This is a genomic window from Microlunatus sp. Gsoil 973, assembly GCF_009707365.1.
Taxonomy (GTDB): domain Bacteria; phylum Actinomycetota; class Actinomycetes; order Propionibacteriales; family Propionibacteriaceae; genus Microlunatus.
The window spans coordinates 2,633,764-2,655,540 of record NZ_CP046122.1 but is presented as its reverse complement, the minus strand read 5'-3'; the positions used below and the strand labels follow the sequence as shown (position 1 = coordinate 2,655,540).

The following is a 21,777-nucleotide window of genomic DNA, read 5'->3' as shown; positions in this document are numbered from 1 at the left end:
GTCGGGTGCAGACTGCTGCCGTGACCGAGCGACCTGAGATTCCGGCCGCCTTGTTGCGGCGGTTGGACCAGCTGATGCAGGGATTCCCCGACTGCTATTCCGAGGAGGCCTGGGTCGGCATCCGGTGGCGGGTCCGTAACGCCACCGTCGCGCATCTGTTCGGCGGCGAGGACGGCAGGTTCCGGATCACCTTCCGCGCCGAACCCGAGGAGGTGACCGCTTTCGAACATCTCGGCCCGCCGTACTTCCGGGCAGACTGGGGAAGCAATGTGGTCGGCATGACAATCGAGCGGGGCACCGACTGGGCCGAGCTGACCGAACTGCTCACCGATTCCTACTGCCTGCAGGCGCCGGCCGGACTTGCCCGGCAGGTCAGCCGGCCATCGGTCTAGTCATAAGTCGGCTGGGAAGGGAGAGCCTATGGCGACCTGGGACGACGTAGCCGCGATCGCCGCCACCCTGCCTGGGGCGGTTGAGGGCCGGGCGCCCGATGATGCGCCGACCTACGACGTTGGCCGGCATCCGTTCACTCGGCTGCGATGGGACGAACGCGGCCGGGAGATCCTCCAGTTCTGGACGATGGAGCCCGACACCGAGGAGATCCTTGCGGGCCGTCGTGACGTGTTCTTCCGGATCGACCGGTTCAGGGTCAAGGCAACGGTGCTGGCCTGGCTCGATCGGCTGGACGAACAGGAGTTGGCCGAGATCCTCGCTGAGTCCCACCGGGCTCGGCGGGGCGTGCGGACCGGGTGAGGAGCGGTTTCGCGGCCGCGGAACAATGCAACAGAGGGCTGTTGCGAAACCCGTACCCGACTCGCGAAGGAGCACCGGATGCCCAACCGACTGACCAGCGCGACGTCGCCGTACCTGCTCCAGCACTCGGAGAATCCGGTCGACTGGTGGGAATGGGGGAGGAGGCGTTCGCCGAGGCCAGGCGTCGCGACGTCCCCGTCCTGCTCTCGGTCGGCTACGCGGCCTGTCACTGGTGTCATGTGATGGCCCACGAATCGTTCGAGGACGACGCGACCGCGGACACGATCAACGCCCACTTCGTGCCGATCAAGGTCGACCGCGAGGAACGGCCGGACGTCGACGCGGTGTACATGCAGGCGACCCAGGCGATGACCGGGCAGGGCGGCTGGCCGATGACAGTCTTCCTGACGCCGGCCGGCGACCCGATCTACGCCGGCACCTACTTTCCGAAGGAGCGGCTGGGCGGCATGCCCTCCTTCGGCCAGGTGCTCGAGGCGGTCGCGTCCGCCTGGCGGGACCGGGCCGAGGAATTGCGGACCGGTGCGGCGGACATCAGCCGACGACTGGCCAGTGCCACCGGCGGCGCGGCGGCCGCGGACATCACCCAACAGGACGTTGGGAAGGCGCTTGCGGCCCTGTCGGCCGACTACGACGAGGAGCACGGCGGCTTCGGCGGCGCGCCGAAATTCCCGCCGTCGATGGTCATCGAGGCCCTGCTCCGGGTGGTCGAGAGTTGGCCCGAGGGCGATCAACGCGTCGGGGCCGCGCGGATGGCGTACGGAACGCTGTTGGCGATGGCGGAGAGCGGGATGTACGACCAACTGGCCGGCGGTTTCGCCCGCTACAGCGTCGACTCGGGCTGGGTCGTCCCGCACTTCGAGAAGATGCTCTATGACAACGGGTTGCTGCTCGGCTGCTATCTGCACGCCTGGCGGGTCAGCGACGACCAGGACGTCCGGGACCGTCTCGCCCGGGTGATCACCGACACCGCGGACTGGCTGCTGGCGGAGATGCTCACCGCGGAGGGGGCGTTCGCGGCGAGCCTCGACGCCGACTCCCGGGGGCCAGACGGGCGGCTGGCCGAAGGCGCCTACTACCTGTGGACGCGGGACCAGATCGAGCACGCGGTCGGCCCGGATCTGGCCGGCTGGGTGTTCGAGCACTGCCGGGTCACCGAAGAGGGCACCGCGGACGACGGCGCGTCGACGCTGCAGCTCAAGGGCCTCGTTGACGACGATGACGACCAGCGCTGGCGGGAGATCCGCGGGCGTCTGGCGGCGGCCCGCGCGATCCGGCCGCGACCCGGGCTCGACGACAAGGTGATCGCGGCCTGGAACGGCCTGGTGATCGACTCCCTCGCCGAGGCCGGCGCGCTGTTCTCACGGCCCGCCTGGGTTGCGGCCGCCAAGCGGGCGGGGACGATGATCTGGGATGTGCACTGGACCGGCGCCCGGCTGCGCCGTACGTCGCGCCGCGGCGTCCTCGGCCCCGCTGACGGCAGCGCCGAGGACTATGCCGGAACGGCCAGAGCGTTCGTCCGGTTGGCCGAGGTCACCGGAGAGCCGGTCTGGGCGGCGCGTTCCCGGCAGTTGCTGGACGCCCTGAATGATCATTTCGGCGCCGCCGACGGCGGCTTCTTCGATGCCGCCGACGACGCCGAGGCGTTGATCAACAGGCCGAAGGATCCTACCGACAACGCGTACCCGTCCGGTCTCAGTACGGCCGTGCACGCGCTGGGTCGGCTCGCCACCTATGCCGGCGACGTCGACCTGGCGGCACGCGCCGAACGTGCTGCCCGATCATCGGCGAAGTTGATCACCGCCGCGCCGCGGTTCGCCGGATGGCTGCTGGCCGACGCGGTCACCCGGATGACCGATTCGCTTGTCGAGGTGGCGATCGCGGGCGATCCGGACGACCGCGACGCCAGGGAACTTGCCCGGCTCGCCCGGCTGCACGCGACCGCCGGGTCGACGGTCGTCTGCGGACTGCCCGACACCCCTGACGTCCCGTTGCTCAGGGACCGGATCATGATCGACAACAGGCCGACGGCGTACGTGTGCCGACAGTTCGTCTGCCGGATGCCGGTGACGACTGCCGATGCCCTCCTCGGTCAGCTGGCGGCGACCGACTGAGCGGTGGATCGACGGCGGCTGCCGGTCCCTGGCCGCGAGGTCGGTCGACCGGCGGGGCGGATCGCGTGCTCGCTGTGGGCGGCGTAGTCTGCACCTCGTGTCACGAGTCGAGCGGCTGCGCGAGTTCGCCGATCGACTGCACCCGTCGAGCTGGCTCTACTCGACCTACGAACACCGGCTGATCGCCGAACTCGACCATGATCAACTGCCCCAGCACATCGCCGTGCTGGCCGACGGCAACCGCCGCTGGGCACGGGCGAACGCTCCGGGGCAGCCGCTGGCGGTGGGCTATCGGGCGGGTGCCGACAAGCTCAAGGAGTTCGTCTCCTGGTGCGAAGAGGTGCAGATCCCGATCGTCACCCTCTGGGTGCTGTCCACCGAGAACTTCGCCCGCGACGGTGACGAGATCCAACCCCTGTTGAAGGTGATCGAGGAGCTGGTCACCGATCTCGCCGCCGCCCGGCGCTGGCGGGTCCACCCGGTCGGGGCGATGGACCTCGTCCCGGCCGACACCGTCGAGGTCCTGCGGCGGGCCGAGGGGGACACCAAGGACGTGGCCGGCATGATGATCAACATCGCCGTCTCCTACGGTGGCCGACACGAACTGCGGGACGCCTTCCGTTCCCTGCTGGCCGAGAAGGCGAAGCAGGGGATGACGATCTCCGAACTCGCCGAGACGCTGGAGATCGATCACATCGCCGACCACCTCTACACGGCCGGCCAGCCGGACCCGGATCTGATCATCCGGACGTCGGGGGAGCAGCGACTCTCCGGCTTCCTGATGTGGCAGTCGGCGCACAGCGAGTTCTACTTCCACGAGGCGCTCTGGCCGGATTTCCGCAAGGTCGACTTCATCCGCGCGCTGCGGTCGTACAACCAGCGTGAACGCCGTTTCGGCAAGTAACTCCCACGGCGAAAGACACGCGCACCGGCGGCACGGATCCGCCATCCGACGGTGCGCCGACCGGTGCGCCGAGGACGTCGATGCTCGCCGCCGCTGGGGCCGTCCTCGCCCGCCGCTGGGGCCGTCACCGGCCGAATTGGTAACACGTGGCGCCACTTCCGAGCTGCCCGTGGCCGTGACCGTCGATTTGGTAACACGTGGCGCGCAATCGGGTGTTGAGGCGGGTTCGGGCGTGGAGTTCGTACCACGTGCCGCAAAATCGGCGCCGGATCGCGGCTTGGAGCCGGGAATCGGCACCTCCGCCGCGCTGCCGGCCTGAGGTTCGCGCGGCAGGCCGCGGCCGAACTATTCGGCAAGTGATCGCCGGCGCCGCGACCGGGGTGGGTGCGGTGGTCATCGCCGGTGGCGGTTGCGCGGCACCCGGGAGATCTCTGCGGCAAAGACACGCGCACCGGCTGCCCGGATCCGCCATCCGACGGCGCTAGCGTTGCTGGTGCGGGACATGGGGAAGTGTCCCGCCGGGGAGGCAGCGAATGCACCTTGTGCGAGCGCGTCACCGGACAGCAGACTCGACGTCGAGCGACTGTCCGCCCCGGCCGACCACGTGAGCACGTGGGGCCGGGTGACAGTGTCGCGCGGCCCCCAGTGAGGACCGAGAGTGCCCAGAGCAACGTCAGACCCGGTCGATACCAACCTCGACAGCAGCAACGAGACCGCCCGCCCGGGCCAGCGCACCTATGTGATCGACACATCCGTCCTGTTGAGCGATCCCCGGGCCCTTCGCCGGTTCGCCGAACACGACGTCGTCCTACCGGTTGTGGTGATCAGCGAACTTGAGGCCAAACGGCATCACCCCGAACTCGGCTATTTCGCTCGTGAAGCGCTGCGCAGCCTGGATGATCTGCGGATCAAGCACGGCCGGCTGGACGCGCCCCTCCCGGTGAACGAGGAGGGCGGCACCATTCACGTCGAGCTCAACCACACCGACCCGCAGGTGCTGCCGGTCGGATTCCGGCTCGGCGACAACGACTCGCGGATCCTCGCCGTTGCGTTGAATTTCGCCAAGGAGGGCCGCGACGTCGTCCTCGTCAGCAAGGATCTGCCGATGCGGGTCAAGGCCTCATCGGTCGGTCTTCCCGCCGAGGAGTACCGGGCCGAACTCTCTCCCGACTCCGGGTGGACCGGGATGACGGAGGTCGCGGTATGCGTCGATGATCTTGATCGATTGTACGAGTCCGGCACTGTCGATCTGGAGCGGGCCCGTGATCTGCCTTGCCATACCGGCGTTGTGCTGACCACCGGTACGGCGACTGCGCTCGGCCGGGTGACGCCGAACAAGGATGTGAAGTTGATCAACACCGACCGGGACGCGTTCGGCATCCACGGCCGATCGGCGGAACAACGAGTGGCGCTGGACCTGCTGTTGGACCCCGGTGTCGGCATCGTTTCGTTGGGCGGCCGGGCAGGGACCGGCAAGTCCGCGCTGGCGTTGTGTGCCGGTCTGGAGGCCGTGCTGGAACGGCAGCAGCATTCCAAGGTGATCGTCTTCCGTCCGCTCTATGCAGTCGGCGGCCAGGAGCTCGGCTATCTGCCCGGCACCGAAGGGGGAGAAGATGAACCCGTGGGCCCAGGCGGTCTTCGACACGCTCGGCGCGATCACCTCCAAGGTGGTGATCGACGAGGTGCTGGAACGCGGTCTGCTCGAAGTGCTTCCACTGACCCACATCCGGGGCCGATCACTGCACGATGCCTTCGTGATCGTCGACGAGGCCCAGTCCCTCGAACGCAACGTGTTGCTGACCGTCCTGTCGCGGATCGGTCAGGATTCCCGCGTCGTGCTGACCCACGACATCGCCCAACGGGACAATCTCCGGGTCGGCCGGCACGACGGGGTGGTGGCAGTGATCGAGAAGCTCAAGGGCCATCCGCTGTTCGCCCACGTCACGCTGCACCGTTCGGAACGGTCACCGATCGCTGCGTTGGTCACCGACCTTCTGGAGGAGTTACCGCGCTGACTCAGGACTGAAACAAAACACCGTAGTGCGCTTTCGGGACGAAAGTGATTGACTGATCGTCACCCACGGTCATTCCCTCACCCTCACTCCCGGAGGCCACATGATGATCCAACGGATGATCACTTCCGTAAGGCTGCGGGCCTCGACGCGTCGACTGGTCGCCGGCGCGTCGGCCCTCGCGGCGATCGGGGCGCTGACGATCGGCACAGCGACTCAGGCCACGGCCGACCCGCACCCGACCGGACGCGCCGCGGACTTCCACCTGGCGTCTGCCGAGTTCGGCGTCCCCGAAGCAGTGCTGGAGGCGCTGGCGTACGCCCAGACCCGCTGGGACGCCCACGCCGGTCAGCACAACACCGACGGCGGCTACGGCCCGATGAACCTGATCGACGGCACCCTCTTCGCCGCCGACGGTGCCGGTAAACAGCACGCCGACCGCGCGCCGAACCCACAGGCGGTGGACACGCTCGGCCGGGCGGCACGGCTGCTCGGCGTCGACCGAGCGCAACTGCGGACCGATCCGGCCGCCAACATCCGCGGCGGGGCCGCGCTGCTCGCCCAGGAACAGCGCTCGCTCGGGCTGCCCACCGGGGCATCGACCGACCCGGGCCAGTGGTACGCGACGGTTGCCGCGGCCAGCGGCTCGACCGACAGGGCGACCGCAACGACGTTCGCCGACGATGTGTACGCCGCGTTGAGCGACGGCGCCTCCCGTACCACAGACGACGGAACCCGGGTCACCATGTCCGCTCGGGCGGTCACGCCCAAGACCGCGCAGTTGGCCAAGCTCCACCTGACAACTCCGCCGGCCAACCCCAACATCGAGTGCCCGGCCGGCCTGGACTGCGAATGGGTTCCGGCGCCCTATCAGGAGACCGGCGGCGGGGACTACGGCAACTACGACACGGCGGCGCGGGACACCCCGGCGGGCCCCACGGTCGACTACATCGTGATCCACGACACCGAGGCGAGCTGGGATACCACCCTGCAACTGGTGCAGGACCCGACGTACCTCGGCTGGCACTACTCGATGCGGTCCTCCGACGGACTGGTGGCCCAGCACATCGCCACCAAGAACGTCGGCTGGCACGCCGGCAACTGGTACATCAACGAGCACTCGATCGGCATCGAGCACGAAGGCTTCGCCGCTCAGGGCGCCACCTGGTACACCGAGGTCCTCTACCGCAACTCGGCCAGGCTGGTGAGGTATCTGGCACACAAGTGGAACATCCCGCTGGACCGGGCGCACATCCTCGGCCACGACACGGTGCCGGGCACCCAGGCCTCGACCGTGGCCGGCATGCACTGGGATCCGGGCCCGTACTGGGATTGGGAGCACTACTTCGATCTGCTGGGTGCGCCCTTCGAAGCGTCCGGCTATGCGCCGAGCCGATCTGCCGTACGGATCAATCCGGGCTTCGACGGCAACCAGCAGCCCGTGACCGGGTGCACGACCGCAGGCCAACCGTGCCCGGAGCAGGGCACCAACTTCGTCTACCTGCACACCGAGCCGAATGCCGACGCGCCGCTGGTCAAGGACATCGACCTGCACCGTGACGGATCGGCGAGCACGACCCAGGTCGCCGATGTCGGAGCGCGAGCCATGGCCGGCGAGGATTTCGCCGTCGCCGACCGGCAGGGTGACTGGACCGCGGTCTGGTATCTCGGCCAGGAGGGGTGGTTCTACAACCCGGCCCGTCATCCCACCGCGATGAACGTCGGTGGGTACCTGGTGAAGCCGAAGCTGGGAGTCGCCGCGGTGACCACCTACGGTCGGGCCTACCCGGAGTCATCGGCCTACCCGGCCGGCATCCCTGATCAGGGCACCGCGCCGCTGTCCTACCAGCTCAAGGCGGGGCAGGCCGCAGTGCTGGAGGACGCCACCGTGTCGACCGACTACTACCGTGCGGTCGAGTTCGACGGCAAACCGCCGACGGACCACGTCGACGTCAGGGGCGCGACGAAGTACCTGCAGATCTCCTTCGGTCACCGGATCATGTTCGTCAAGGCGTCGGATGTCGACGTCGTCAAGATGACGTGGTGACCTGAGCAGTCACTGCTGGTTGTGGTTGGCCGTGATCAGGCCGTACGCGAAGAGCGCGACGACAGACATCATGATCACGGCCAACCACAACGTCGCCATGTGCGGCGGCGACACATACCAACTGCCGTCGGCTCCGTAGCTGGAACTGGGGCCGGGCCTGGGGGCGGCGGTGGTGGCCAGGCCGATGAAGCCGGTCACCAGGACCCCGAACAGGAAGATCCCGACCCCGCCGAGAATCAGGTTGGCCTTGTGCCGACGGTTCAGTTCTGTGCGGCTCCGGCGCTCTGTGCGTCGATGGAGCCCATGATGGGTGTGCAGGAACGACGGTGCGTGCGAGACGGACATCTCCCAGCTTCCCTTCCTGTCGGTGATCGGTACCGGCTTCGATGATGGTGATCGATGACAGGGCTGCTGCCTTGGTGTCTCTTCAGTTCACTGTACGACCGCTCCGTCAGGCCCCCAAGCGTTCCCGCTCGATCGCATCCAGATCGCGTACGGCGTAGCGGTGGTGTTCCCACTCCTCCTCGAGGATGGTGTGCAGGCAGGACAGCACCGTCTCGTCGTACTCCGGAGCGTGCGGGTTCTTCCGGGTCTGTGCCAGCGTCTTTGTGCTCACCGTCGCCAGGAAACCGCGGACCATCGCCAGGCGGTCCGCACGGGCGGCGAGCACCTCGTCGTACGGCGGACCGCCCGGGGAACCCGCGAAGGCGTCCGCCTGGCTGTCTGCTTCGCCACCGGAGTCGCTCAACCCGATCGGATGGAACGGCTGCTCGACCTCCAGCACCGCCTTGCCCAGCCACATGTCGGTCGCCAGCACCAGATGCCGAAGGGTCTGGGCGAAGGACCATTCACCGGCGACGGAAATATCGACCGTGCCGGGCGGCATGGCCGCGACCCGTCGGCAGGTCTGGGTCCAGGTCGCCTCCACGGCCGCCCAGGCATCACGCAGACCGTCGGGATGCCGGGCGACCCGCAGATCGCGGCCCGGGAATCGCTGGTTGAGTTGCGCGTCGACGTACGGCGCGATGTTGACGCCGTTGACGATCAGGTTGCCGCCGCCGCCCTCGACCAGCCAGGGATCGTCGATCTCCAGGTCATGGGCGTCGACCCCACGCATCACCACCGCGGAGAGGTCGGAGGCGACGAACCGCGCCCCCGAAAGCGCCACGTGGTCGAAGCTCGCGCCCTTCAGGTCGTCGGACCTGCCGAATGTTGCTGCCATCGCTGCTCCTTGCATCCCGGCGCCCTCGCCGGATCGCTGGGCAGGGTCGGAAAATTCCGCCCCTACTACTGGGATGGCAGTAAACCCCGCGCCGCCGACAGTCCGATGGTTCAACCGGCTCGCGACACGCCGCACGGATCAGGGATTTTGTGACCCCTCGGCGGATTACTGGGGTGGGCGGGTCATCGCGAGGACGTCGAGGGCGGCGTCCAACTGCTCCTCGGTCAACTTGCCGTCGGCGACGAAACCCTTGTCGATCACGACCTCGCGGATCGTCCGGCCCTCCTTGAGGGCCTGCTTGGCCACGGCCGCGGCGTTCTCGTAGCCGATGTAGCGGTTCAGGGGAGTGACGATCGACGGTGACGACTCGGCCAGTTGGCGATCATGCTCGACATTGGCGGTGATGCCCGCGATGCAGCGGTCGGCGAACAACCGGGAGACGTTGGCCAGCAGCCGGATCGACTCCAGGATGTTGCGTGCGATCACCGGCAGCATCACATTGAGCTCGAAGTTGCCCTGGGCGCCGGCCACCGTGATCGTGGTGTCGTTCCCGATCACCTGGGCCGACACCATGATCGTCGCCTCGCACAGCACCGGGTTCACCTTCCCCGGCATGATCGAGGACCCCGGCTGCAGGTCGGGCAGGCTGATCTCGCCCAGACCGGAGCGCGGGCCGGAGCCCATCCAGCGGATGTCGTTGGCGATCTTGGTCAGGCTGACCGCGACCGTCTTGAGGGCGCCGGATGCCTCGACGATGCTGTCCTGGCTGCCCTGTGCCTCGAAGTGGTTGCGGGTCTCGGTCAGCGGCAGCCCGGTCTCCTCGGCGATGATCTTGATCACCGATGCGGCGAACCCGGCAGGGGTGTTGATCCCGGTGCCGACCGCGGTGCCACCCAGCGGCAGTTCGGCGACGCGGGGGAGGGCCGCCTTGATCCGCTCGATCCCGTTGTTGACCTGCGCCGCGTAGCCGCCGAACTCCTGACCGAGGGTGACCGGTGTTGCATCCATCAGGTGGGTGCGGCCGTTCTTCACCACATCGGCGAACTCGTCGGCCTTGGCCGACAGCGCCTCGCGCAAGTGCTCCAGCGCCGGCGCCAGCGTGTTGATCAGGCCGTCGGTGGTGGCGATGTGGATCGCGCTGGGGAAGACATCGTTGGAGGACTGCGACGCGTTGACATGATCATTGGGATGGACCGCGCTGCCCAGGATCCTTGTCGCCAGGGAACTGATCACCTCGTTGGTGTTCATGTTGCTGGACGTGCCGGAGCCGGTCTGGAACACATCGATCGGGAACTCATCGTCGTGCTCACCGGCGGCCACGTCGGCGGCGGCCTGGCTGATCGCCTTGGCCATCGATTCGTCGACGACACCGAGCCGAGCGTTCGTCGTTGCGGCCGCACCCTTGATCCGGGCCAGCGCGGCGATCAACGCCGGATCGATCGGCCGGAACGAGATGGGGAAGTTCTCCACCGCGCGCTGGGTCTGGGCCTTCCACAGAGCCGCTGCGGGGACCCGCACCTCGCCCATCGTGTCGTGCTCGATCCTGAACTGCTCGATTGGCTCATCGGCGGTATCGCTCATAGGCTCATTCTTACCCGTACCCAGTGCGGGGACGTAGGGGGTCGCCCCCCGCATCACCCAGCCGTTGGACCGGACCGCGGCGACGGGCAGGAACGCGGCAGCGGAACAGGATGTCAGGAATGGCGCAGGCGAAAAGGCCGACCACCGGGCGGGACATGGTGCTGTCGCTGGTGGTCATCCTGGTTCCGTTGGCGATCATCGTCGCGATCTTCGGCCAGGGGCCGCGGGACGCCGAGGTCGAGACCGTCGACTGGAAGCCAGTCGCCATCCGGGCCGGCCAGCAGGCGCCGTACCAGGTCCTCGCGCCGGTCGAACTGCCCGCCGGGTGGCGGGCAACCCGGGTTTCCTGGACCCGGGTCGGCCAGCCGGATCCGACCGGCAGCGATTCGGTACGCAATCGCTGGCAGCTCGGCGTGCTGACCGATTCCGATCTGTACATCGAGCTCGATCAGGGCGACATCCGTGCCAAGGAGATGGTCGATGATCTCTCCCGGCAGGGCGCCCCGGACGGCACCAGCACCGTCGACGGCCGGACCTGGAAGCGGCTGGTCACCGATGACGACCGAACCCGATCTCTGGTCCTCGCTACGCCGCGCGTGACAGCGATCGTGGCCGGGGATGTGAGCTATTCGCTGCTGGAGACGTACGTGGGGTTGTTGCAGCCGCAGAAGTCGTAGTCGCGGTCGGAGTCGCGGTCGGAGTCGCGGTCGGAGTCGACGTCGCGGTCGACGGCCGCTGTGCGGTGGCCCGCAACTCGGCAACGGTCCGGCGGTGGTCGGCGTCCTCCGAGCCCGCCGTCGGGCGGTCATCCGGCCGGGCGCCGTACCGGTGGGCGGTCCGCTCCAGACCGATCAGCAGCGCGGCGATCAGTACCGCGGTCAAGATCATCATCAGCACCATGTGATCAAGTCTCGACCGTTCCGGCCGCCACCAACAGTGGCAGGAACGACAGTCTTCGAAAGATTCTCGCCAACCCGATTCTGCTGTCAGGAATCGCGCCCGCCGGTCCGCGAGCTGAGGTCGATGGTGAGTCGCGAGACGGTCTCGTAGACGTCCCTGCGGCGGCGGGTGGCTTCCTCGATTCTGTCAATGGACAGGAGGATTCTGCGGATCGGGCGCATGATCAACTGCCACCCGTTCGGACCCGGGCGCTCGGCGAGGAAGGCTGGTGCGCAACCGGCGACCAGCACGGCCAGAAGCAACAGACCGATCATGTCGTCCATTCTCGGACTGGTCCTCAGGGGTGGCCAGTGGCAAAATCGACGGGCGACGACGAAATCCTGCCACCGACCGTGGCGGGCCGCCAATCGTGGAGGTGCTGATGGAGTCCGGTGTCAGTCGACTCAAGCCCGTGACACCGCTCAAGCGGGTCAGCGTCATCCTCACCGAACCTGTGTCGCTGTTCGAGTTCGCGATGGCCGTCGAGGTGTTCGGCATCGATCGGAGTGAGGAGGGCTACGAACCCTTCGAATTCCGGATCTGTGCGCTGCACCCCGACCGACCGTTGATGGCCAAGTCGACCGCACCGTTCACGATCACCGCGACCCACGGTCTGGAGGGCGTACGCGGCAGCAACCTGGTGATCGTCTCGGCCACCACCCCGCGCGGTGAGAACGGCTATCCGCCGGAGATCATCGGGGCGATCCGCCACGCGCACGAGGACGGGGCGATCCTGCTCAGCCTGTGCACCGGCGGGTTCCTGCTCGGCGCGGCGGGAGTGCTGGACGGCCGCCGGTCGACGGCGCACTGGATGTATTGCAGCGATTTCCAGGCCGAGTTCCCCAGGACCACGGTTGATCCGGATGTGCTGTACGTGGATGAGGGGGACGTGATCACCAGCGCCGGCACGTCGGCCGGCATCGATGCAGCACTGCATCTGGTGCGCCGGGAGCTCGGTCAGGAGATCGCCGTACGGATCGCCCGCCGGATGGTGGTTCCACCGCATCGCGACGGTGGTCAGGCCCAGTATGTCGACCGGCCGCTATCCCCCGACGACTCCTCCTCGTTGGGTGGGCTTCTGCCGTGGATCGCGGAGAATCTCGTCGTTCAGCACACCTCGCGGTCACTGGCCAGGCGGGCGAACATGAGCGAGCGGACGTTCGCTCGCAAATTCCAGGCCGAGACCGGCACCACGCCACACAAGTGGATCACCCAGCAGCGGATCCTCCAGGCGCGGCGGCTGCTGGAGGAGACCGATCTTGGGATCGAAGAGATCGCCGATCGGGTCGGCTTCAGCTCAGGTGTCGTCCTGCGGGACCACTTCCGGCGCCACGTCGGCGTTGCGCCGGGCGATTATCGGCGCCGCTTCGGGGTCGCCCGGGCCTGAGCCGTCCGGCTCAGTCGGCGTCCTGGTTGCGGGCCGCCTCGACCTTGGCCTTCGCACCGTCGAGCCACTGTTGGCAGATGGCGGCCAGTCTCTCCCCACGCTCCCACAACGCCAGCGATTCGGCGAGCGGGGCGCCGCCGGACTCCAGCCGCTGCACAACCGAGACGAGCTCCTCGCGAGCCTGCTCATAGCTGAGCCCGGACAGGTCCTCCTCGCCGGGGTGGTGATCGGTGTGCTGCTCGTCGGTGTGCTGGTCGTCGGTGTGCTGGTCGTCGGGTCGATCGGTCATCGGTCGTCGGGTCCTCACTCTTCTCGCTCTGCCAGCCGGCGCTCGGTCACGGTCAGCGACAATCGGCCCGAAGCCAGGTGCGCGATCACGATATCTGCCTCCGCGACCTGACTCGCGTCCGAGACGGTCGCTGCGGACTCGTCGACGAGGATCGAGTAGCCGCGTTCCAGGGTCGCTTTGGGCGACATGGCCCGGACCCGGGCCAGCGTGTGCTCGACAGCGGTGGATTCGGCATGCACCAGATGGGTCATGGCCCGGTAGCCGCGATGCCGCAGCGTGGCCAACTGTTCGTAGCGCAGGTCGAACGTCGCTGTCGGATCGGCGAGCACCGGCCGGGTCCGGGTCGCGGTCAGGAACTCCTGTTGCCGCTCGATGATCTTGGTCATCGCGCTCAGTCCGCGCTCTCGCGCCTGGCGTACCCGGGACAGCTCGTCGGCGACGTCGGGGACGATCCGGCGCGCCGCATCGGTTGGTGTCGATGCCCGCACGTCGGCCACCAGATCGAGGATCGGCTGATCGGTCTCATGTCCGATGGCACTGACCACCGGAGTGCGGCACGCGGCAACGGCCCGGACCAACCCTTCGTCGGAGAACGGCAGCAGATCCTCCAGCGAACCACCGCCGCGGGCGATCACGATGACGTCGATGGTCTGGGCCCTGTCGAGCTGTTGCAGTGCCTGGATGATCTCCGCCGTGGCCTGTGGTCCCTGGACCAGGGTGTTGCGGATCTCGATCGACACCGCCGGCCAGCGCCGCCGGGCGTTCTCCACCACATCACGTTCTGCCGCGCTCTGGGCGCCGGTGATCAGTCCGACAACCCGGGGCAGGAACGGCAGCGGCTTCTTCCGCACCCGATCGAAAAGCCCCTCAGCCTGCAGCAGTCGTTTGGTCTGCTCCAGCCGGGCAAGCAGCCGGCCCTCGCCGACCGGGCGGATCTCCTCGCAGTAGAAGGAGAACCTGCCGGTCGGGCTGTAGTAGGTCGGTCGGATGCGAACCGCGACGCTGGCGCCCTCGGCGATCGGCCCGGCGAGATCCAGATTGGTCGGCGAGATGGCGACACTCGCCGACACGTCGGCGAGCTTGTCGCGCAGGGTGAGGAAGACCGTACGCGATCCGGACCGCCGGTTGATCTCGATCAGCTGGCCCTCGACCCACACCCAGCCCAGCCGTTCGATCCAGCCTTTGACGGCATGGGCCACCACCCGCAGCGGTTGCGGGTTGTCCGGTGACGAGTCCAGGGGCACGCAGCAGACACTAACTTGAGCCGCCGACACGGCTCATACACTGGGCGCCATGCCCCAGCTCGATCTCGCCACCGACCAGCCGCACACCGACTCCGGAGGTCGGCGCGTCGTGGTCGCAGCGCCGCGCGGTTACTGCGCCGGCGTCGACCGGGCCGTTGTGACGGTCGAGCGGGCGCTGGAGACCTACGGCGCCCCGATCTACGTACGCAAGCAGATCGTGCACAACCGGCACGTGGTCGAGACGCTCGAGCAGCGCGGCGCCATCTTCGTCGACGATCTGAGCGCGGTGCCGGCGGGAGCCACCGTGGTGTTCTCCGCACATGGCGTGTCACCGGCGGTGCGGGAGCAGGCGACCGAACGCGGGCTCAAGGCGATCGACGCGACCTGTCCACTGGTCACCAAGGTGCATCACGAGGCCAAGCGGTTCGCCCGCGAGGATTTGGACATCCTGTTGATCGGCCACGCCGGCCACGAGGAGGTAGAGGGCACCACGGGCGAGGCGCCGGCCAACATCACCCTGGTGCAGTCACCGGCCGATGTCGACGGCGTCGAGGTCCGTGACCCGGCCAAGGTCGCCTGGCTCAGCCAGACCACGCTGAGCGTCGACGAGACCATGGAGACGGTGCGACGGCTGCGGGAGAAGTTCCCGGAGTTGATCGACCCGCCCAGCGACGACATCTGCTATGCCACCTCGAACCGGCAGGCTGCGATCAAGCAGATCGCGGCGCATTCGGACCTGGTGATCGTGGTCGGCTCCGCCAACTCCTCCAATTCCGTCCGCCTGGTCGAGGTCGCTCTCGAGGCGGGCGCGAAGGCCGCCTATCGGGTCGACAACGCCACCGAGATCGCCGACGAGTGGCTGGACGGCGTGCAGAACATCGGGATCACCAGTGGTGCGTCGGTACCCGATGATCTTGTCCAGGGTGTCCTCGACCACTTGCAGGACAGAGGTTTCCCGGTGGCGACTGAGGAGCGGCTGACCGAGGAGTCGTTGGTCTTCGCCCTGCCTCCCGAGCTGCGCCGCGATCTGCGCAAGGGTGTCCCGCGCGACTGATCGGCGGTCGCGCCGGCCGGTCGAAGCCGGCGCTCCGCAGGATCAGGCGCCGGTGTTCCGGCGGCCGTGATCGTCGTCGGCCTCGCCGGCCGTCAACTCGAACAGGTCGGGCTCGCCCCGGACCAGTTCGTCGGCCTCAGGCGCCGAACTGCGGCTGCGGCGTTTCGCACCTCGCCCCACCATCGGTTCGACCTGGACCGCGTCCTCGACCAGTTCTCGGGCCTGGATCTGCCGGACCGGTGTCTCGACCGCGGCCAGCGACTCGAGCTCTGCCTCGGTGACCTTCAGATCGGAGAACCGGCGGGCCCGTACCAGGACTGTACCTTCGACCGTCGCGATGGTCTCGTTGTACGCGTTCACCGAGGTGCGCAGGGCGCGACCCAGCTTGTCGAACCGGTTGCCCATCAGGCCGAGCTTGTCGTGCAACTCGCGGCCGAGCTTGAACACCTCCGCGGCACTCTCGGCCAGTGCCGCCTGCCGCCAGCCGTACGCCACCGAACGCAGCATGCCGATCAGCGTCGTCGGCGTGGCGAAGACCACGTCCTTGCGCGCTGCGTAGTCGAAGAGGTCCGGCGCCTGGTCCAGGGCGGTGGAGTAGAACGCCTCACTGGGCAGGAAGAGCACCACGAACTCCGGAGTCTCGGCAGCGTTCCAGTACCGCTTGCCGGACAGCTGGTCGACGTGCTTGCGGACGTGTTTGGCGTACCGCTGCAGGTGCTCCGCCCGCTTGTCGGGGTCCTGCGTCTCGGCCGCATCCAGGAAAGCGCTCAGCGGCGCCTTCGAGTCGACGAAGATGTACTTGCCCTCGGAGAGGTTCACCCGCATGTCCGGCCGCACCGAACCGTCGTCGGTCCGGGTGGTGGTCTGCAGATCGAAATCGCAGTGCTGCAGCATGCCGGAGACCTCGGCCACCCGCTTCAGCTGTACCTCACCCCAGGCGCCGCGGACCTGCGGTTTGCGCAGGGCGGTGACCAGCGCGTTCGTCTCCTTGCGCAGCGTCTCACCGGTCTGCCGTACGGTCTGGACCTGGGCGCGGAGATCGGCCGACATCGCGGCCCGCTCCTTCTCCACGTCGGTCAGCCGGCTGTTGAAGCGTTCGAGCGACTCACGCACCGGCGCCATCAACTGCTCGGTCGCCTTCAGCCGGGCCTCGGCCGCCGCGTCGGCCTGTCTCGACTGCCGCTCGATCGTCTCGGCGGACAACACCTTGAACTCGTTCAACATCGCCTCGCGATCGGCGGCGATCTCGGTGGCGCGGTGGACGGCGGCGTCACGCTCGGCGATCGCCTTGCCCAGGCTCGCCGACACGTCCGCGGCCTCGGCCTGTGCGGCGGATGCCTCGGCGCGCGCCTCCGCGACCCCGGTCTGCACCCTGGCCAGTTCGGCCCGCGCATGAGCCGCCTCCGACCGAGCCTCGGCTGCCTGGGACTGGGCATGCGCCAGCTCCGACCGGGAGTCGGCCAGCCGGGCATCGTCCCGGGCGCCCACCGTCTCCGCCCTGGCGCGCAGCACGAGCCACGCCGCGGCTCCTCCCAGCAGTGCGCCGAGCAGGAGTCCGCCGAGCAGGGCCAGCACGGTCGAGGTCGCCATACCTGTGATCCTGACCTGTGGCTCGGACATTGCCGTGATGGACGCGCCCGCGCGGCCCGGATTCCAGGTGATCGGCGTTCGATCAGCCGTCGATCAGCGGTTCGGATCCGCTCCGGTGGCGTCCCGGTCGGTGTCGAGGGAACGGGCGTATTGCCGTTCCAACTCGTCCCAGCCGTAGTCGTGGGCCGTTTCACCGACGATCGGCGCCTGCTGGCCGCCGCACAGATGGTCGTCGGCAACCAGCAGACACAGATGCCAACCGGCCGCCATCGCGGACAGTTCGGACCGGTCGTCGACGGTGTGCTCCAGGACCAGCTCGGTCCCGTCTCCGGAGGCGAGCAACTCCCAGCGCAGCGTTTGGCCGCCCCAATCGAACTCAGCAGTCGAGGTGCGTCCGCAGCCAGCACCGTTGTCGGCATCCGGGTCTGCCGGTCACCGTCGACCATGATCAGGTTCGCCGGTCCGGTGCTGTCCAGGTTCCGGTCGGCTGTGTACGGCGCCCAGGCGCGCAGCTCGGCGGGATCGGTCAGCGCCAGCCAAACCGCCCGCGGAGCATGATCGAAATGTTGCCGGTAGATCAACGTCCACCGGCCGCCGGCAGGCCGGATGCCGGTATCCCGCAGCGGGCCGGGGTCGAAGTCGGCGTTCATCAGGTCTCCTCATCGTTCGTCCGGTCAGCGTTCGTCCGGTCATCGTTCGTCCAGTCAGCGTTTGTCCGGTCTGCGTCCTGCCGGCGGTCGAGGTGTTCACCGAGTCGGGTGAAGCTGCGCTCCCAGAGTCGCCGGTACGGCTGCAGCCAGCTGTCCAGCTCCGCGAGCGGGGCGGCGTTCAGCCGGTAGATCCGGGATTGTGCGGCGACCGTCGCCTCCACGATCTGGTTCTCCCGCAGCACGCGCAGATGTTTGGACACGGTCGGCTGCGACAGGTCGAGGCGTTCGACCAGTTGGCCTACGGTCGCCGGGCCGGTTCGGAGCAGATCCAGGATCGCCCGCCGGTTCGGTTCGGCGATCAGTGTGAAGACGTCGCTCGGCACTCATCCAATATGCCTTGACGCGTATATGTCGGTCAAGGCATATGCGATCTGATCGCGACGGCCGTGACGTCGTGTTGTTGGATGGGCCTCGTGGCTGCTGCGCTCGAGCACATCAAGGATCTCGGCGACTTCGTCGTCGCTGCACCGACCTCGTTCCACGCCGTTGCCGAATCACGGCGACGGTTGGCCTCGGCCGGATTCAGTGAGCTGGACGAGCGAGCGACCTGGGACCTGGAGTCCGGTGGCTACTTCGTCGTCCGGGACGGCAGTCTGATCGCCTGGCGAATCCGCGACCAGGTTGCGCCGGGAACGGGGTTCCGGATCATCGGATCGCACACCGACTCGCCGACCTTCAAGCTCAAGCCGCGTCCCGACCTGCGCAGCGCCGACGGCTGGCAGCAGGTCGGTGTCGAGGTGTACGGCGGCCCGCTGCTGAATTCTTGGCTGGACCGCGAGCTGGGGCTCGCCGGGTTGGTGGTGATCGCCGACGGCGACCAGACCCGTACCGAACTGGTCAAGACCGGACCGATCATGCGGATCCCGCAGCTGGCGCCGCATCTTGATCGCGGCGTCAACCAGAACGGGCTGACCCTCGACCCGCAGCAGCACACCGCGCCGATCTGGGGTGTCGGCCGGCCGGACCGTGGCATCCTTGATCATCTTGCCGGGCTGGTCGGCATCGGCCGTGATCAACTTCTCGGTTACGAGATCACGGCCTATGACACCGATCCGCCGGCCGTCTTCGGCGCCGACGACGAGTTCTTCGCCTGCGGGCGGCTGGACAACCTCAGCAGCGTGCATGCCGGATTGGTCGCCCTGCTGCATGCCGAACCGGGCCCGCGCATCCCGGTGCTGGCCGCCTTCGATCATGAAGAAGTGGGGAGTTCGTCGCGATCGGGTGCGGCGGGTCCGATCCTGGAGGACGTGCTGACCCGGATCGGAGCTGCCCTCGGCTATGCCGGACAAGATCACCTGCGGGCGTACGCGGATTCGGTGTGCCTGTCCGGTGACGCCGGCCATGCCGTCCATCCGAACTACCCAGGCCATCACGATCCGCAGAACCGGCCACTGCTGAACAGCGGCCCGCTGCTCAAGATCAACGCGGTCCAGCGCTACGCGACCGACGCCCGCGGGACAGCGGTGTGGCGTCGGGCGTGTGCGGCCGCCGGCGTGCGCAGCCAGGACTTCGTGTCCAACAACGCGATTCCGTGCGGGTCGACCATCGGCCCGATCACGGCGACCCGGCTGGGGATCACCACTGTCGACGTCGGGATCCCGCTGCTGTCGATGCATTCGGCCCGTGAACTGGCCGGTGTCACGGACGCCGCGGCTCTCAGCCTGGCGATGCAGGCGTTTCTGTCCGATCCGTCGTGACCGGCCGCCGGCGCATCATCCAGGGCAATGTGATCAACGCCCAGACGACGAACATCGCGATGAACGCGGTGAACAGATAGACCGGCCAGTCACCCATCAGGTCCAACAACGACGCGCTGGTCGGCGTGGCGTTGAGGAACCCGTAGTTGGTGCCAGCCAGCACGTTGAAGGTGAACGCGACGACCGCCCAGCCGAGCGTCGCGATGATCGCGATCCGGTAGCTCCGCCAGTTCGGCCGGTGGGCCAGTCCCCAGGTCAGATAGATGGCGGCCCACATCACGAAGATGTGCAAGGACCAGTACATGGTGAAGTCGTAGATCGGGGAATCGGTGTAGTGCAGGTTCGGCGTGATCAAGGAGTGGGGATTGAACGTCAGCCCCCAGTAGTAGACGACCGACGTCGCCCAGAACCGCCGGGTCAACAGGGCGTACGCCGAGACGAAACGCAGGACGTCGGACAACTGCAGCGGAATCGATCCCTGGAGCCGGAAGTTGACCGGCAGCAGCCCGTGGACGACGTGGATCACCGCAACCACGAACAGGGTCGCCGCGAACACCACGGACAGCACCGTCTCCGACCGGGTGCCGCGGATCCGCCTGCCGACGACGATCAGCAGCACCGAGCCGATGACTGTGACGGCCAGCATCGTCTGATGGCCGATGCCCCAGCGGACGAACGAGTCGCCGACGAAATGCACAGGCCCAATCTAGGCCCGGGTAGGGTGGGCGGTTGCGTAACGCACTGACCGAAAACCCTCCTCTTGGGAAGCGGAGCTGAATGGCCCTCACCATCGGAATCGTCGGCCTGCCCAACGCGGGCAAGTCGACACTGTTCAACGCGCTGACCCGCAACGACGTGCTTGCCGCGAACTACCCGTTCGCGACGATCGAGCCCAATGTCGGCGTGGTCGGCGTACCCGATCCCCGGCTTGCCGTGCTGGCGGAGCTGTTCAAGTCCGAACGGGTCGTGCCGGCGACGGTCAGTTTCGTCGACATCGCCGGCATCGTCCGCGGCGCCAGCAAGGGGGAGGGGATGGGCAATGCGTTCCTGTCCCACATCCGCGAGGCGGACGCGATCTGTCAGGTCACCCGCGTCTTCGAGGACCCGGACGTGACCCACGTTGACGGAAAGATCAACCCCTCCGGCGACATCGACACCATCTCCACCGAGCTGATCCTGGCCGACCTGCAGACCATCGAGAAGGCGCTGCCGCGGCTGGAGAAGGAAGCCCGTTTCAACAAGGACCAGCAGGCGGTCGTCGTGGCGGTCAAACAGGCCCAGGAAGTGCTGGAGTCGGGGCAGACGGTCTTCGGCTCCGGGCTCGATCGCGGCCCGCTGCGTGACCTGTTTCTGCTCACCGCCAAGCCGTTCCTGTATGTCTTCAACACCAGCGCCGACGAGACCAACGAGGCGACCCGCGAGGAGCTCCGCCGGTTGGTCGCTCCCGCCGAGGCGATCTTCCTTGACGCCAAGATCGAATCCGAGCTGGCCGAGATGGAGCCGGACGAGGCCGCGGAATTCCTGGCAGACATGGGAATCGAGGAGCCCGGTCTTGATCATCTGGCCCGCGTCGGTTTCCAGACCCTCGGCCTACAGACCTACCTGACCGCCGGCCCGAAGGAATCGAGGGCCTGGACGATCCGCAAGGGCGCGACCGCACCGGAAGCTGCCGGTGTCATCCACACCGACTTCCAGAAGGGGTTCATCAAGGCCGAGATCGTCTCCTACGACGACCTGGTCGCCGCCGGGTCACTGCTCAAAGCGCGGGAGGCCGGCAAAGTCCGGATCGAGGGCAAGGACTACGTCATGCACGACGGCGACGTGGTCGAATTCCGCTTCAACGTGTAGTCCTCCAGCGGACTGGGCGCCGTGAGGGTGCGGGAAACCTTCGGCGGCCGCTCGCTCGAGCAGGTGCGGACACTGACTCGGTGGGGTGTGCGCGCACCAGTTTGTCGATGCCGCACTGGTACGTCGGCGGCGCACCGGCTGCAGCGGGTGCGGGGCCGGGTGAGGGGCGCGGGAGCGAGCAAATGGTGCGGGGCCGGGCAAATGGTGCGGGGCCGGGCAAATGGTGCGGGACGCTGACCCGGCGGGGGTGTGCGCGCACCAGTTCGTCGATGCCGCACCAGTTCCTCGACGGCGCACCGGTACGTCGGCGGCGCACCGGCTGCAGCGGGTGCGGGGCCGGGTAAGGGGCGCGGGGCCGGGCAGATGGT

Annotated in this window: 19 protein-coding genes and 2 pseudogenes; 11 read left to right on the top strand and 10 right to left on the bottom strand. The window is 67.8% G+C overall.

Translation table 11 applies throughout. The features are described 5' to 3' along the window. Positions 1-20 precede the first annotated feature (20 nt). The 6 genes and pseudogenes from GJV80_RS12470 (at position 21) to GJV80_RS12445 (ending at position 7,848) form a co-directional block, all read left to right on the top strand. Entirely contained in the window at positions 21-392 is a 372-nt protein-coding gene (locus GJV80_RS12470; RefSeq protein ID WP_195908903.1) for an MmcQ/YjbR family DNA-binding protein, read from the top strand. Positions 393-420: 28 nt separating this feature from the next. Beyond that, entirely contained in the window at positions 421-753 is a 333-nt protein-coding gene (locus GJV80_RS12465; protein WP_154688173.1) for a hypothetical protein, read from the top strand. 78 nt (positions 754-831) lie between these two features. Further along, positions 832-2,885, top strand: a pseudogene (locus tag GJV80_RS12460) (thioredoxin domain-containing protein). A gap of 97 nt (positions 2,886-2,982) precedes the next feature. Continuing rightward, entirely contained in the window at positions 2,983-3,789 is an 807-nt protein-coding gene (locus tag GJV80_RS12455) for an isoprenyl transferase (protein WP_230207629.1), read from the top strand. A gap of 739 nt (positions 3,790-4,528) precedes the next feature. Then, a pseudogene (locus tag GJV80_RS12450) lies at positions 4,529-5,804 on the top strand (PhoH family protein). 115 nt (positions 5,805-5,919) lie between these two features. After that, positions 5,920-7,848 carry a peptidoglycan recognition family protein gene (locus GJV80_RS12445; RefSeq protein ID WP_154688171.1) on the top strand — a complete coding sequence of 643 codons (1,929 nt, stop codon included), beginning with the start codon at positions 5,920-5,922 and terminating at the stop codon, positions 7,846-7,848. A gap of 9 nt (positions 7,849-7,857) precedes the next feature. Here GJV80_RS12445 and GJV80_RS12440 read toward each other — a convergent pair whose 3' ends face one another. The 3 genes from GJV80_RS12440 to GJV80_RS12430 all read right to left on the bottom strand — a co-directional run bounded on the left by GJV80_RS12440 (position 7,858) and on the right by GJV80_RS12430 (position 10,651). After that, entirely contained in the window at positions 7,858-8,193 is a 336-nt protein-coding gene (locus GJV80_RS12440) for a hypothetical protein (RefSeq protein ID WP_154688170.1), read from the bottom strand. A 106-nt stretch (positions 8,194-8,299) separates the two neighbouring features. Then, positions 8,300-9,070 carry a DinB family protein gene (locus GJV80_RS12435; RefSeq protein WP_154688169.1) on the bottom strand — a complete coding sequence of 257 codons (771 nt, stop codon included), beginning with the start codon at positions 9,068-9,070 and terminating at the stop codon, positions 8,300-8,302. A gap of 165 nt (positions 9,071-9,235) precedes the next feature. Beyond that, positions 9,236-10,651, bottom strand: a complete 1,416-nt coding sequence (locus GJV80_RS12430; RefSeq protein ID WP_230207628.1) for an aspartate ammonia-lyase — start codon at positions 10,649-10,651, stop codon at positions 9,236-9,238. A gap of 119 nt (positions 10,652-10,770) precedes the next feature. On the opposite strand from GJV80_RS12430, the gene GJV80_RS12425 reads away from it, so the two are divergent. Further along, on the top strand, positions 10,771-11,328 hold the full coding sequence (locus tag GJV80_RS12425) for a DUF4245 domain-containing protein (RefSeq protein WP_195908902.1): 558 nt from the start codon (positions 10,771-10,773) through the stop codon (positions 11,326-11,328). A 309-nt stretch (positions 11,329-11,637) separates the two neighbouring features. Here GJV80_RS12425 and GJV80_RS12420 read toward each other — a convergent pair whose 3' ends face one another. After that, entirely contained in the window at positions 11,638-11,874 is a 237-nt protein-coding gene (locus tag GJV80_RS12420; protein WP_154688167.1) for a hypothetical protein, read from the bottom strand. 128 nt (positions 11,875-12,002) lie between these two features. Here GJV80_RS12420 and GJV80_RS12415 point away from each other — a divergent pair, with 128 nt between their 5' ends. Continuing rightward, the gene (locus GJV80_RS12415; protein WP_230207627.1) at positions 12,003-12,977 is read left to right on the top strand and encodes a GlxA family transcriptional regulator; all 975 of its coding nucleotides are present in this window, start codon (positions 12,003-12,005) and stop codon (positions 12,975-12,977) included. Between the two features lie 10 nt (positions 12,978-12,987). On the opposite strand, the gene GJV80_RS12410 is transcribed toward GJV80_RS12415, so the two are convergent. Together GJV80_RS12410 and xseA are read right to left on the bottom strand one after the other, a co-directional pair. Next, complete coding sequence (locus GJV80_RS12410) at positions 12,988-13,182, bottom strand: exodeoxyribonuclease VII small subunit (protein ID WP_230208409.1); 195 nt, start codon at positions 13,180-13,182, stop codon at positions 12,988-12,990. 98 nt (positions 13,183-13,280) lie between these two features. Further along, on the bottom strand, positions 13,281-14,510 hold the full coding sequence (gene xseA / locus GJV80_RS12405; RefSeq protein ID WP_154688164.1) for an exodeoxyribonuclease VII large subunit: 1,230 nt from the start codon (positions 14,508-14,510) through the stop codon (positions 13,281-13,283). Between the two features lie 49 nt (positions 14,511-14,559). Here xseA and GJV80_RS12400 point away from each other — a divergent pair, with 49 nt between their 5' ends. Further along, positions 14,560-15,564 (top strand): 4-hydroxy-3-methylbut-2-enyl diphosphate reductase, encoded by a 1,005-nt coding sequence (locus tag GJV80_RS12400; RefSeq protein ID WP_154688163.1) that lies wholly within the window; start codon positions 14,560-14,562, stop codon positions 15,562-15,564. A 42-nt stretch (positions 15,565-15,606) separates the two neighbouring features. Here the strand turns inward: GJV80_RS12400 and rmuC are convergent, their stop codons facing one another. The 3 genes from rmuC to GJV80_RS12385 all read right to left on the bottom strand — a co-directional run bounded on the left by rmuC (position 15,607) and on the right by GJV80_RS12385 (position 18,187). Continuing rightward, positions 15,607-17,154, bottom strand: a complete 1,548-nt coding sequence (gene rmuC, locus GJV80_RS12395) for a DNA recombination protein RmuC (RefSeq protein ID WP_230207625.1) — start codon at positions 17,152-17,154, stop codon at positions 15,607-15,609. 93 nt (positions 17,155-17,247) lie between these two features. Beyond that, the gene (locus GJV80_RS23925) at positions 17,248-17,496 is read right to left on the bottom strand and encodes a hypothetical protein (RefSeq protein ID WP_230207624.1); all 249 of its coding nucleotides are present in this window, start codon (positions 17,494-17,496) and stop codon (positions 17,248-17,250) included. 307 nt (positions 17,497-17,803) lie between these two features. Continuing rightward, positions 17,804-18,187: a helix-turn-helix transcriptional regulator gene (locus GJV80_RS12385; RefSeq protein ID WP_154688161.1), complete on the bottom strand. Its 384-nt coding sequence runs from the start codon at positions 18,185-18,187 to the stop codon at positions 17,804-17,806. Between the two features lie 81 nt (positions 18,188-18,268). Here GJV80_RS12385 and GJV80_RS12380 point away from each other — a divergent pair, with 81 nt between their 5' ends. After that, positions 18,269-19,561, top strand: a complete 1,293-nt coding sequence (locus GJV80_RS12380; RefSeq protein WP_154688160.1) for a M18 family aminopeptidase — start codon at positions 18,269-18,271, stop codon at positions 19,559-19,561. Here GJV80_RS12380 and GJV80_RS12375 read toward each other — a convergent pair. Beyond that, positions 19,521-20,258 carry a TIGR02206 family membrane protein gene (locus tag GJV80_RS12375; protein WP_154688159.1) on the bottom strand — a complete coding sequence of 246 codons (738 nt, stop codon included), beginning with the start codon at positions 20,256-20,258 and terminating at the stop codon, positions 19,521-19,523. The genes GJV80_RS12380 and GJV80_RS12375 overlap by 41 nt on opposite strands. 80 nt (positions 20,259-20,338) lie before the next feature. Between GJV80_RS12375 and ychF the strand changes: the two genes are divergently transcribed. Next, entirely contained in the window at positions 20,339-21,409 is a 1,071-nt protein-coding gene (gene ychF / locus GJV80_RS12370; protein ID WP_154688158.1) for a redox-regulated ATPase YchF, read from the top strand. The last annotated feature ends 368 nt before the right edge of the window (positions 21,410-21,777 follow it).